The organism is Microbacterium sp. zg-B96 (assembly GCF_030246865.1).
Taxonomy (GTDB): domain Bacteria; phylum Actinomycetota; class Actinomycetes; order Actinomycetales; family Microbacteriaceae; genus Microbacterium.
In genome coordinates, this window is record NZ_CP126738.1 from 1,491,556 (window position 1) to 1,503,870 (window position 12,315).

Annotated in this window: 13 protein-coding genes; 3 read left to right on the plus strand and 10 right to left on the minus strand. The window is 69.9% G+C overall.

Annotated features, from left to right (window positions below):
- Positions 1-25 precede the first annotated feature (25 nt).
- From QNO11_RS06865 to QNO11_RS06885, 5 genes are all read right to left on the minus strand, one after another.
- Entirely contained in the window at positions 26-478 is a 453-nt protein-coding gene (locus QNO11_RS06865) for a preprotein translocase subunit YajC (RefSeq protein WP_257509811.1), read from the minus strand.
- Positions 479-557: 79 nt separating this feature from the next.
- The gene (ruvB, locus tag QNO11_RS06870; protein WP_257509810.1) at positions 558-1,613 is read right to left on the minus strand and encodes a Holliday junction branch migration DNA helicase RuvB; all 1,056 of its coding nucleotides are present in this window, start codon (positions 1,611-1,613) and stop codon (positions 558-560) included.
- Positions 1,606-2,241, minus strand: a complete 636-nt coding sequence (gene ruvA / locus QNO11_RS06875) for a Holliday junction branch migration protein RuvA (RefSeq protein WP_257509809.1) — start codon at positions 2,239-2,241, stop codon at positions 1,606-1,608. The genes ruvB and ruvA overlap by 8 nt, the downstream gene beginning before the upstream one ends.
- A gap of 64 nt (positions 2,242-2,305) precedes the next feature.
- Positions 2,306-2,881, minus strand: coding sequence for a crossover junction endodeoxyribonuclease RuvC (gene ruvC / locus QNO11_RS06880; protein ID WP_257509808.1), 576 nt, complete (start codon positions 2,879-2,881; stop codon positions 2,306-2,308).
- Between the two features lie 64 nt (positions 2,882-2,945).
- Entirely contained in the window at positions 2,946-3,710 is a 765-nt protein-coding gene (locus QNO11_RS06885) for a YebC/PmpR family DNA-binding transcriptional regulator (protein ID WP_257509807.1), read from the minus strand.
- 95 nt (positions 3,711-3,805) lie between these two features.
- Between QNO11_RS06885 and QNO11_RS06890 the strand changes: the two genes are divergently transcribed.
- Positions 3,806-5,185: a pyridoxal phosphate-dependent decarboxylase family protein gene (locus tag QNO11_RS06890; RefSeq protein WP_257509806.1), complete on the plus strand. Its 1,380-nt coding sequence runs from the start codon at positions 3,806-3,808 to the stop codon at positions 5,183-5,185.
- Between the two features lie 12 nt (positions 5,186-5,197).
- Here the strand turns inward: QNO11_RS06890 and pdxT are convergent, their stop codons facing one another.
- Both pdxT and pdxS read right to left on the minus strand, forming a co-directional pair.
- A complete protein-coding gene (gene pdxT, locus QNO11_RS06895) occupies positions 5,198-5,788 on the minus strand; it encodes a pyridoxal 5'-phosphate synthase glutaminase subunit PdxT (protein ID WP_257509805.1) in 591 nt (196 codons plus the stop codon).
- Between the two features lie 2 nt (positions 5,789-5,790).
- Positions 5,791-6,681, minus strand: coding sequence for a pyridoxal 5'-phosphate synthase lyase subunit PdxS (gene pdxS / locus QNO11_RS06900; RefSeq protein ID WP_257509804.1), 891 nt, complete (start codon positions 6,679-6,681; stop codon positions 5,791-5,793).
- Between the two features lie 88 nt (positions 6,682-6,769).
- Here pdxS and QNO11_RS06905 point away from each other — a divergent pair, with 88 nt between their 5' ends.
- Together QNO11_RS06905 and pdxY are read left to right on the plus strand one after the other, a co-directional pair.
- A complete protein-coding gene (locus tag QNO11_RS06905) occupies positions 6,770-8,107 on the plus strand; it encodes an aminotransferase class I/II-fold pyridoxal phosphate-dependent enzyme (protein ID WP_257509803.1) in 1,338 nt (445 codons plus the stop codon).
- Positions 8,108-8,123: 16 nt separating this feature from the next.
- A complete protein-coding gene (gene pdxY, locus QNO11_RS06910; RefSeq protein ID WP_257509802.1) occupies positions 8,124-8,975 on the plus strand; it encodes a pyridoxal kinase PdxY in 852 nt (283 codons plus the stop codon).
- A 23-nt stretch (positions 8,976-8,998) separates the two neighbouring features.
- Here pdxY and QNO11_RS06915 read toward each other — a convergent pair whose 3' ends face one another.
- Genes QNO11_RS06915 through thrS form a run of 3 tightly spaced genes read right to left on the minus strand, consistent with a single transcriptional unit; the run spans position 8,999 to position 12,166 of the window.
- Entirely contained in the window at positions 8,999-9,586 is a 588-nt protein-coding gene (locus QNO11_RS06915; protein ID WP_257509801.1) for a hypothetical protein, read from the minus strand.
- A 34-nt stretch (positions 9,587-9,620) separates the two neighbouring features.
- The gene (locus QNO11_RS06920; RefSeq protein ID WP_257509800.1) at positions 9,621-10,178 is read right to left on the minus strand and encodes an HIT family protein; all 558 of its coding nucleotides are present in this window, start codon (positions 10,176-10,178) and stop codon (positions 9,621-9,623) included.
- The gene (gene thrS, locus QNO11_RS06925) at positions 10,175-12,166 is read right to left on the minus strand and encodes a threonine--tRNA ligase (RefSeq protein ID WP_257509799.1); all 1,992 of its coding nucleotides are present in this window, start codon (positions 12,164-12,166) and stop codon (positions 10,175-10,177) included. The genes QNO11_RS06920 and thrS overlap by 4 nt, the downstream gene beginning before the upstream one ends.
- Positions 12,167-12,315: the final 149 nt, after the last annotated feature.

The following is a 12,315-nucleotide window of genomic DNA, read 5'->3' on the forward strand; positions in this document are numbered from 1 at the left end:
GACGCCGCCGAGGCGGCGAGGCGGATCAGGCCTGGGGCTTGGTGCCCGGGTCGGTGTCGGTCGACTCACCCGAAGCGCGCTTGCGGTCGTCGTCGATCGAAGTGATCTCGCCGTCGGCGACATCGGCGATGTACTCGGCCTCGTCAGCCTCGGCTACGGCGAACTCGTCTTCGGTGACGACGCCGTCGGCAGGATCGATGACCCGCAGGATGGCCTGGCTGTGGACCTTGATGTCGACGCCGGGGGCGATCTCGACGATCGCGGGCTGGTCGAGGTTCTCGGGGTCGTACGCGACGATCGTGCCGTACAGGCCGCCCTGCAGCAGCACCTCGGCACCGGGGACGGTCTGCTGGGCCTTGGCCTCCTGCTCCGCCTTCTGCTTCTGCATGCGGCGACGCGAGCTCCAGAACATGAAGACCAGCAGCAGGCCGAGGAGGATGATGAGGCCGTACTCGGCGAAGAAGACAGCGAAGTCCATGGAGGTGGGATCACTTTCGGTTCGGGTCTGCCGGTGGGGGCAGCCCAGCAAGGGAGAATGCGGCGAGAGCCTTCAGTGATTATAGGTCATCGACGCGCAGCACCCCGTCGGCGTGCGGCACACGAAGATGCGCGTATGCCTCGGGCGTCGCGATGCGACCACGCGGGGTGCGTCCCATGAATCCGATACGCACGAGATACGGCTCCACGACCGACTCGATGGTCTCAGCTTCTTCACCGACGGTGACCGCCAGTGTGCTCAGCCCCACCGGTCCACCGCGGAACCGTCGCACGACGGCGTCGAGCACCGCGCGGTCCAGTCGATCCAGACCGATCGGGTCGACGTCGTACAGCTCCAGCGCCGCCTGGACATCGGCGTGGGTGGCAGCCGGTCCCCCGTCGGCGGCGCTGGTGCGACCCGACTCGCCGTGCACGATCACGTAGTCCCGCACGCGGCGCAGCAGCCGGTTGGCGATGCGGGGGGTGCCGCGCGAACGGCGGGCGATCTCGGAACGCGCCTGCTGCGGCAGCCCCAGGCCCAGCACCATCGCGGAGCGCTCGATGACCCGCTCCAGCTCTTCGGGCTCGTAGTACTCCAGATGGGCGGTGAAGCCGAAGCGGTCGCGCAGCGGGTTGGGAAGCATGCCGGAGCGGGTGGTCGCCCCCACGAGGGTGAACGGCGCCAGCTCCAGCGGGATGCTGGTGGCGCCGGCGCCCTTTCCCACCATGATGTCGATGCGGAAGTCCTCCATCGCGAGGTACAGCATCTCTTCGGCGGAGCGGGCCATGCGGTGGATCTCGTCGATGAACAGCACTTCGCCTGGTGTGAGGCTCGACAGCAGCGCCGCCATGTCGCCGGCGTGCTGGATGGCAGGACCCGACGACAGCCGCAGCGGCCGTTCGCTCTCGTGCGCGACGATCATCGCCAGCGTCGTTTTGCCGAGCCCCGGCGGCCCGGAAAGCAGGATGTGGTCGGCGGGGCGCTGCTGGATGCGCGCGGCTTCCAGCAGCAGCTGCAGCTGGCCGCGCACCTTCTGCTGGCCGACGAACTCGGCCAGTGACGCCGGACGCAGCGCGCCCTCGACGGCGAGTTCGATGTCGTCCTGCGGCTCGGCGGGGTCGATCACGTCATCCACCGGCAGGCTCCTTGCGGGCGGGACCCAGGTGGGCGAGAGTCAGCCGCAGCAGGGTGGAGACATTGGTGCGGTCGCCATCGGAGGCCGCATCGGCGACGGGGCCGGCGGCTTCCGCCGCGATCCGCTCGCTCCAGCCGAGACCGACGAGGGCGGCCACCACCTGGGCGAGCACCTTCTCGTGCGGCGTGCCGGCACCCGGGGCGGCTGTGGCTCCCGCCGCGAGGGCGATGTCCTGCAGCTTGCCTGCCAGCTGCACCACGATGAGCTTCGCGGTCTTCGGCCCGATGCCCGACACCCGGCGGAACGGCGCATCGTCCTCGTCGGCGACGGCCTGGGCGATCTGGGACACGGTGAGGGCGGCGAGCACACCCAGCGCCGACTTCGGCCCGACGCCGGAGACGCTGATCAGCTGCAGGAAGACGGCGAGCTCGTCGCGGGACTGGAACCCGAACAGCGCCAGCGCGTCTTCGCGCACCACCAGGTGCGTGTGCAACACGATCTCGTCACCCACATGGAATCCGCGGGACAGCTGCGGGGTCACCGCGATGGAGAAGCCGACGCCGCCGACGTCGACGATGACGGTGTCGGAATCGAGGTGCAGCACGCGGCCGCGGGCGGAGGAGATCATGCCCCGAGCCTACGGCCGGGTTCGGACGTTTGTTCGAGCGACACGCACACCCGCCGCCTGGGGGTCACCGCTTCGCGAGGCGTGCGGCATCCGCCCAGGCACGCTGCGCCGGGGTGAGCGCAGCCGCCGGTGTGCCGCCGCCGGACGATGCCCCACCTCGCCACGCGTGACACAGCGCCAGCGCGAGGGCGTCGGCGGCGTCGGCGGGCTGCGGCAGCGCGTCCAGCCGCAGGACGCGGGCGACCATCGTCTGCACCTGCAGCTTGTCGGCGGAGCCGTAGCCGGTGACGGCTGCCTTCACCTCGGAGGGCGTATGGGTGGCGGCGGGCAGGCCCCGCTCCCCCGCCAGCAGCAGCGCGATGCCGCTGGCCTGCGCAGTGCCCATGACGGTGCTGCGGTTCTGCTGCGCGAAGACGCGCTCCACAGCGACGACATCGGGCAGGTGCTCGTCCATGACGGCGCGCAGCCCCGCCGCGATCGCCGCGAGGCGCTGCTCGATCGGCATCGACGGCTCGGTGCGCACGACGCCCACGTGCACGAGCGTCGCGGAGCGGTTGCGCGCCACGTCGACGACACCGACGCCGCAGCGGGTCAGGCCGGGGTCGACGCCGAGCACGCGGAGGATGCCGGAGGATGCCACCGGATCACGCTAACCCGCCCGTCTCGGCATCCGTCCCAGGCGCACCGCAGGCGCCCAGGTGAGATCACTCCTCGTGCGCGCTCTCCAGCTCCGCCTGCACCTCGGGGGTCAGATCGAAGTTGCTGAACACGTTCTGCACGTCGTCGCTGTCTTCGAGTGCGTCGATGAGGCGGAAGACCTTGCGTGCGGTGTCGGCGTCGATCTCGACTTTGAGGTTCGGGACGAACTCCACATCGGCCGACTCGTAGTCGATGCCGGCGTCCTGCAGCGCCGTGCGCACCTTCACGAGGTCAGAGGCCTCGGTGATGACCTCGAACCCCTGCCCGTGGGGCAGGATCTCCTCGGCGCCGGCGTCGAGGACGGCCAGCATGACGTCGTCCTCGGTCGTGTTCTCCGAGGACACCACGATGACGCCCTTGCGGGTGAAGTTGTAGGCGACGCTGCCGGGGTCGGCGAGATTGCCGCCGTTGCGCGACAGTGCCGTGCGCACTTCGGCCGCGGCGCGGTTCTTGTTGTCGGTCAGACACTCGATCATGAGTGCCACCCCGTTGGGGCCGTAGCCCTCGTACATGATCGAGGTGTACTCGACGGCCTCTCCCCCGATGCCCGCACCGCGCTTGATGGCGCGGTCGATGTTGTCGTTGGGGACGGACGTCTTCTTCGCCTTCTGAATGGCGTCGTAGAGCGTCGGGTTGCCTGCGAGATCCGCACCGCCGAGCTTGGCAGCGACCTCGATGTTCTTGATGAGCTTGGCGAACGACTTGGCGCGGCGACTGTCGATGACGGCCTTCTTGTGCTTCGTCGTCGCCCACTTGGAGTGGCCGGACATGCGCCAAGTCTACGGGGCGCGGCCGTCACCGCATCGCCCATCCGTGCGCAACCGGGAGGGTGGTGGCGCTGCCCCGACCGGAGGACACTTTCGTCATGGACGAGAGGCAGCGGGCCCTTGCCGCCGCGCACGCCGCGGCGGACGCCTTCTTCGACGGACTGGACGAGCGACCGGTGTGGCCGCGGGCGAGCCTGGACGAGATGCTCGAGACGTTCTCCGGCCCGCTTCCGGAGGACGGGACGGATGCCGCCGATGTCGTGGCCGAGCTCGCGGCCAAGGCCGATCCCGGTCTGGTCGCGATCCCCGGCGGGCGGTTCTTCGGATTCGTGATCGGGGCGACGCTTCCGGCTGCATTGGCCGCGGACTGGTTGGTGTCGGTGTGGGACCAGAACTCCGGCTCCTCCACCATGACCACGTCCATCGTGGCGCTGGAGCGCACCGCGGGGTTGTGGGTGTGCGAGTTGCTGGGACTGCCGCCGGCATCGTCGGTGGGATTCGTCACCGGGGCGCAGATGTCGAACTACGTGTGTCTGGCCGCGGCTCACAACGCCGTGCTGCGCGAAGCCGGGTGGGACATGGCCCGGCGGGGGCTGCGCGGGGCACCGCCGGTGCGGTTCGTCGTGGGAGCCGATCGACACGGGGCCATCGATCGCTCGTTGCGCTTCGGCGGAGTCGGCTCGGACGAGATCACCGTCGTGGCATCCGACGAGGAAGGGCGGATGCTCCCCGACGCGCTTGCCGAGGCGCTCGCGACAGGGGACGGACCGGCGGTGGTGTGCCTGCAGGCCGGTGAGGTGCACACCGGCGCGTTCGACCCGTTCGCTGAGCTCATCCCGATCGCGCGCCGGTCGGGTGCCTGGGTGCACGTCGACGGCGCGTTCGGGTTGTGGGCGGCTGCCGCCCCGGCGCTGCGGGACCTGACTGCCGGTGTCGGCGGCGCCGACTCGTGGTCGACCGACGCGCACAAGACCCTCAACGTGCCGTATGACTGCGGCATGGCGATCGTGCGGGACTCGGCCGATTCGATCGCGATGTTCCACGCCGGCGGTGACTACCTCATACACACGAGCCTGGACCCGTGGGACGTCACGCCCGAGCTGTCACGTCGCGGCCGGGGCGTGCCGGCGTGGGCCGCGCTGCGTGCGCTGGGCAGGCGCGGTGTGGCGGAGCTCGTCGAGCGGCTGCATCGTCGCGCCAAGCAGCTTGAGCAGGGGCTGCGCGCCATCCCTGGGATCACCGTCATCAACGACGTGGTCTACACGCAGGTGATGTTCCGCCTCGATGCCGACGAGGCCACCCGCGCACTCGGGGCCGCGATCCTCGCCGATGGCACCGCGGCGCTCACCGGCGCGCAGTGGCGCGGCAGGGCCGTGCTGCGCTGCTCGATGTCGAGCTGGGCCACCACCCCCGAAGACGTCGATCGCACCCTTGCTGCGATCGCGCGCCTCGCGCGGGAGGTCGCCGCGGGCGCCTGAGTCCGGTGCGGGTCAGGCGGCGCGCATCAGCTCCAGCAGCAGTGCGTGGAAGCGGTGCTCCCCCGTCATCTCGGGATGGAACGCGGTGCCCAGCAGCGTGCCCTGGCGCACCGCGACGACGCTGCCGTCCTCGAGCGTCGCCAGCGGCTCCACCCCCGGGCCCGCCTGGATCACCCGCGGCGCGCGGATGAACACCGCGTGCACGGGGCGGTCCCCCAGCGCCGGCACGTCGAGGTCGGTCTCGAAGGAGTCGACCTGACCACCGAACGCGTTGCGCTGCACCGTCACGTCGATGCCGCCGAAGGTCTGCTGCCCCGGGGCGCCGTCGGTGATGCGATCGGCCAGCAGGATCAGCCCGGCGCACGTGCCGTACACCGGCATCCGCTCGGCGATGCGCTCACGCAGCGGCTGAAAGAGGCCGAACGCCCGCGACAGCTTGTCGATGACGCTCGATTCGCCGCCGGGCACCACGAGACCGTCGACGGATGCCAGTTCGGCGGGGGTCCGCACCGGCACCGCCTCCGCCCCCAGGAGCGTCAGCACCCGCAGGTGCTCGCGCACGTCGCCCTGCAGGGCGAGCACGCCGGCGCGGGGTCGGGCCACGACTACCAGCCGCGGTCGGCCAGGCGGTGCGGCGCCGCCAGGTCGGCGACGTTGATGCCCACCATCGCCTCACCCAGGCCCCGCGACACCTCCGCGACGACCTTGGCGTCGTCGTAGAACGTCGTGGCCTTGACGATCGCCGCTGCCCGCTCTGCCGGGTTGCCGCTCTTGAAGATGCCGGATCCCACGAACACGCCGTCGGCGCCCAGTTGCATCATCATCGCGGCGTCGGCAGGGGTGGCCACGCCACCGGCGACGAACAGCACGACGGGCAGCTGCCCCGTCTCGGCGACTTCGGCCACCAGGTCGTACGGTGCCTGCAGCTCCTTCGCCGCGACGTACAGCTCATCCCGGCTCATCGAGCGCAGCGCGGCGATTTCCCCCTTGATCTTGCGGATGTGCTTGGTGGCCTCGGATACGTCGCCGGTGCCTGCCTCGCCCTTGGACCGGATCATCGCCGCACCCTCGGTGATGCGTCGCAGCGCCTCGCCCAGGTTCGTCGCGCCGCAGACGAACGGCACCGTGAAGCCCCACTTGTCGATGTGGTTGGCGTAGTCGGCGGGTGAGAGCACCTCGGACTCGTCGATGTAGTCGACACCGAGGTGCTGCAGGACCTGCGCCTCGACGAAGTGGCCGATGCGGGCCTTGGCCATCACCGGGATGGACACCGACGCGATGATGTCGTCGATGAGGTCGGGGTCGCTCATGCGGGCCACTCCCCCCTGCGCGCGGATGTCGGCGGGGACGCGTTCGAGGGCCATCACGGCGACGGCGCCGGCATCCTCGGCCAGGCGGGCCTGCTCCGCGGTGACGACATCCATGATGACGCCGCCCTTGAGCATTTCGGCGAGACCGCGCTTGACGCGGGCACTCCCGGTGGTGGTGGTGGACATGGCCGGCTCCCCTCCGGCGCGTCGACGCACCGCTTGATCTTTGACCTATGCCAGAAGCTAGCATGTCCTGAGCTGTAGGTTCAGAGGGATGGAGAACACGGGCGTGGACGAGTCGATCACGGGAGCCTCTGCGGCAGAGATCGCAGAGAGCATCCGGGACCTCGTCGACAGCGGCCGGGTGTCCCCCGGCGACGCACTCCCCTCGGTGCGTGCGCTCGCCGACCGCCTGGGTGTCAATCGCAACACCGTCGTCGCGGCGTACCGGCTGCTCGGCCAGGCCGGCCTGGTGGCTTCGCTCGGTCGGGGCGGCACGCGCGTGGCTGCCCCCGGGCCGATGCCGGCAGAGGGATACGCGCAGAACAGCGTGCTGCGCGATGTCGGCGACGGCAACCCCGACCCCGCACTCATCCCCGACCTCTCGCACGCCCTCGCTGCGCTCGGCGGCCGTCCGGTGCTGTACGGGGAGCCGGTCATCGACCCCGACCTGGAGCGATGGGCTCGCGCCTGGATGGCTCCCGACGTCGCCGACCCGGACGCGCTACGCGTGACGGTCACCGGCGGCGCCGTCGATGCGATGGAGCGTCTGCTCGCGCAGGCGCTGGTCCGTGACGATGCGGTGGCCATGGAGGATCCCTGTTTCCTCTCCAGCATCCGTACCGTGCGCCTGGGCGGCTACCGCCCGGTGGCGGTGCCGGTCGATGAGGAAGGGATGACCGTCGAGGGGCTGCGCGCCGCGCTCGCCGAAGGCGTACGCGCCGTCATCTGCACCCCGCGGGCACAGAACCCCACGGGTGTCAGCCTTTCGGCCCGCCGCGCCGCCGACCTGCGGGAGGTGATGGCCGAGCATCCGCATGTCCTGGTGATCATCGACGATCACTCGTCACTGCTCACGCGGCGCCCGTACCACTCGATCATCGGCCCGACGCATCGGCGCTGGGCGCTGGTGCGGTCGGTGTCGAAGTTCCTCGGGCCCGACATGTGCCTGGCGATCCTCGCCTCCGACCCCGACACCGCCGACCGCCTCGCGATGCGGCTGAGCCCCGGCAGCACCTGGGTCAGCCATCTGCTGCAGCGGCTGACCGTGGCGCTCGTGACCGATCCCGACGTGATGGCGGCGATCGATGCCGCCGGCGAGCATTACCTGGCGCGCAACCGGGCGTTCGCCGACCGGCTCACCGCGCACGGGGTCCCCTGCGCGCCCGGCGACGGGCTGAGCCTGTGGGTCGAGGTGGGCTCCCCGGCGCGCGCCGTCACCGAGCAGCTCATGCGCCGCGGCTGGCTCGCCCGTCCCGGGGACGAGTTCGTGCTCGCCGATGAGAGCGCGGCCCATCGGCTGCGCCTGACCGTCCACACCCTGTCCGATGCCGACGCCGAGACGCTCGCCACCGACATCGCCGCCGCCGTCCGTGCGATGGCAACCCGATGAGAGAAGGTTCCCTGCCGTGAAGATCCTGTCGATCCAGTCCGCCGTCGCCTACGGCCATGTGGGCAACTCCGCGGCTGTGTTCCCGCTGCAGCGCATCGGCGTCGAGGTGCTGCCGGTGTACACCGTCAATTTCTCCAACCACACCGGCTACGGCTCGTGGCGCGGACCCCTCATCTCCCCCGACGACGTCCGGGACGTCATCGCCGGCATCGAGGAGCGCGGTGTCTTCGGCGAGATCGACGTCGTGCTGTCGGGTTACCAGGGCGGCGAGGGTATCGGCGAGGTCATCATCGACACCGTGGCGCGCGTGAAGGCAGCCAACCCGGATGCCGTCTACGCCTGCGACCCGGTGATGGGAAACGCCAAGTCGGGTTGCTTCGTGGCCCCGTCGATCCCGGTGCTGCTGCGGGAGAAGGTGGTGCCGGTTGCCGACATCATCACGCCGAACCAGTTCGAACTGGGCTTTCTCACCGGCACGGAGCCGGCGACGATCGAGCAGACACTGGATGCCGCTGACCGCGCACGCGCGATGGGACCGCGGACGGTCCTCGTCACGAGCGTCGAGCGGCCCGACCGGGAGGCGGGCACCATCGAGATGCTTGTCGTCGACGACGCGGGCGCGTGGATCGTGCAGACCCCGCTGCTGCCGATGAAGGCCAACGGGTCGGGCGATGTCACGGCGGCGCTGTTCACTGCGCACTACCGCCGCACCGGCAGCGCCGCCGAGGCACTGGCCCGCACCACGTCGAGTGTGTACGACCTGCTGCAGGCGACGCACGAATCCGGTCAGCGCGAACTGGCACTCGTTCCTGCGCAGGAGTTCTATGCCCACCCGCGCATGCAGTTCGAGGTGCGTCAGCTGCGCTGACCGGAGACGCCGTCAGAGGCGGGTCAGTAGACCCCGCCGGATTCGCTCCAGGCGGCTTCCCACTGCGGTGCGTCGTCGGGGCAGATGAACCCGGTGCCGAAGACCATGATGCTCACGGCGCCTTCGATGGCTCCGGGGTCGCCACCGGAGACGGCGGAGACGAGCGGCGATGACGTGACGTGGGTGCGGAAGACGTCCAGGTCCACCGCGTGGCCGTTGAGGATCGACGTCTCGCAGGCGTCCAGGGCGAGGGCGAGGGTGATCGTCTCGGCCTCCGCATTCCAGGTACCGCCCTGCGACTCGACGTACGCGCGCTGCTGCGCGACGAGTTCCGTCTGCTCGGGGGTCTTGGCCACCAGCGCCGAGCCGTCCAGCGGCTGCTGCTGGTCGACGAAGAACTGATCGCGCTCCCCGAGGGCATCGCCGAGACCGTCGTCGGCGCCCGCTTCGGGGGTGGCCTCGGTCTCGGGCGCCTCGGCCGTCGGCGTGGCGGCATCGCTGCCGGACCCGTCGACGCGCTCGGCACCTTCGGTGGGGAACGAGGCGCACGAGGCGAGCGACAGCGCGAGCATCGTGGCGGCCGCGGTGGCGAGTAGACGGTGGGACTTCATGAAAGCGGTTTCCTCTCGAGGGGGTCCCGCCAGGCTAGCGGCGTTCGCCGCTACCGCTTGACCACGCTGTGGAAACCGCCTCGCGCACCTCGCCGAGCAGCTGTGGCAGGGCCTTGGTCTTGGCGATGATCGGGAAGAAGTTCGCATCCGTCGCCCACCGCGGCACGATGTGCTGATGCAGGTGCTCGTCCACCCCGGCACCGGCGACGGCGCCCTGGTTCATTCCGATGTTGAAGCCGTCGCAGCGCGACACCTCTCGCAGCACCCGCATGCCCGTCTGGGTCAGCTCGGCGATCTCGGCGACCTCCTCCGCCGTCGCCTGGTCGTACGTGGCGACGTGGCGATAGGGGCACACCAGCAGGTGACCGGAGTTGTACGGGAACAGGTTCAGCAGCACGTACGCGGTGCGCCCGCGGTGCACGATGAGGCCATCGGCATCCGACATGTCCGGGGCGGCGCAGAAGGGGCACGCGGCGCGCATCGCGTCGGCACCGGCCCGGATGTACGCCATCCGGTGCGGCGTCCACAGCCGCTGGAACTCGTCGGGCACGCCCGGGAGGGTCGCCGCGTCGACGAGTTCCTCGTCGCTCACGCCAGGTCCTCCGCCGTGTCGACGAGGGTCCGCTCGGCGATGGCGCGCAGCACCAGGGCGATCGCGTCGTCGACGGGGACCCCGTTGGTCTGCGTGCCGTCGCGGAAGCGGAACGACACGGTGCCTGCGGAGCGGTCCTGCTCCCCCGCGATCAGCTGCAGCGGCACCTTCTGCGTGGTGTGGGTGCGGATCTTCTTCTGCATCCGGTCGTCGGAGTGGTCGACCTCGGCCCGCACGCCCTGCAGGCGCAGCTGGTCGACGATTCCGCCGAGATAGTCGCCGTACTCGGCGGCGACGGGGATGCCCACGACCTGCACGGGAGCCAGCCACACCGGGAAGGCTCCGGCGAAGTGCTCCAGCAGGATCGCGAAGAAGCGCTCGATCGACCCGAACAGGGCGCGGTGGATCATGATCGGGCGGTGCTTCTCGCCGTCGGGCCCGGTGTATTCCAGGCCGAAGCGCTCGGGCAGGTTGGGGTCCACCTGCACGGTGGACAGCTGCCAGGTGCGGCCGATCGCATCGCGGGTCTTCAGATCGATCTTGGGGCCGTAGAACGCGGCTTCGCCGGGGACCTCGGTGAGCTTGAGCCCGCTGGCCAGCGCGACGTTGCGGAGGGCGTTGGTGGAGTACTCCCAGAACTCCTCGCTGCCGATCCACTTCTCCTTCTCGTCGTCGCGCATCGACAGCTCGAGCTCGAAATCGGTCAGACCGAAGTCGCGCAGCATCGAGATGACGAACTCCAGCACGCGGGTCGTCTCCGACTCGAGCTGGTCGGGCGTGACGAACAGGTGCGAGTCGTCCTGCGTGAACCCGCGCACCCGGGTGAGGCCGTGCAGCGCCCCGGAGAGCTCGTTGCGGTAGACGGTGCCGTTCTCGGCGAGCCGCATCGGCAGGTCGCGGTAGCTGCGTGCCCGCTCCTTGTAGATGAGGATGTGCATCGGGCAGTTCATCGGCTTCAGGTAGTAGTCCTGGCCGTGCTTGGTGATGTTGCCGTCGGCATCCCGCTCCTCATCCATGTGGATGGGCGGGAACATCCCCTCGCGGTACGTGACGAGGTGATTGGACTGCAGGAAGAGGTCTTCCTTGGAGATGTGCGGGGTGTACACGTAGGTGTAGCCGCCCTCGATGTGCCGGCGGCGGGCGTGCTGTTCCATCTCGCCGCGGATGACACCGCCCTTGGGATGCCACACCGACAGGCCCGACCCGATCTCGTCGGGGAACGAGAACAGGTCCAGCTCCTTGCCGAGCTTGCGGTGGTCGCGCTTGGCGGCCTCTTCGAGGCGCTGCTGATACGCGCGCAGCTCGTCCTTGGTCGGCCACGCGGTGCCGTAGATGCGCTGCAGCTGCGGGTTCTTCTCGCTGCCGCGCCAGTAGGCGCCGGCGATGCGCTGCAGTGCCCAGCCGTTGCCGATCATGCGGGTGCTGGGCAGGTGCGGGCCGCGGCAGAGGTCCTTCCAGACCGTCTCGCCGTCGCGGTTGACGTTGTCGTAGATCGTCAGCTCGCCGGCGCCGACCTCGACGGACGCGCCCTCGGCGGCATCCTTCGATCCGCCCTTGAGGCCGATCAGCTCGAGCTTGAACGGCTCGTCGACGAGTTCGACACGGGCCTCCTCGTCGGTGACGACACGGCGGACGAACCGCTGGCCCTCGCGGACGATGCGCTGCATCTCCTTGTCGATGGCCTTGATGTCTTCCGGGGTGAAGGGCTCGGCGACACCGAAGTCGTAGTAGAAGCCGTTCTCGATCGGCGGGCCGATGCCGAGGTTGGCCTGCGGGTTGATCCGCTGCACCGCCTGGGCGAGCACGTGCGCCGTGGAGTGGCGCAGGATCGCCAGGCCATCGGGACTGTCGATGTGGACCGGTTCCACATCGTCGCTGTCGGATACGACCGTCGCGAGGTCCTTGAGCTCGCCGTTCACGCGCAGCGCGACGACGGAGCGGTCGGGGAACAGGGCGAAACCGTCGACGGGGCTAGACACGTCAGTCACAGGAACTTCTCCAGAAGGTGGCTCGGAACAATGGCTGCTCAGCTTCGGACGACGCGCGCCCTGCCCGCTCAGGCCTGAAGCGTTCGCGTGCCGGTGGCCGCGACGACGGTCGCAACGGTCGTCCGGCTCAGTTCCATGGGCATGATTCT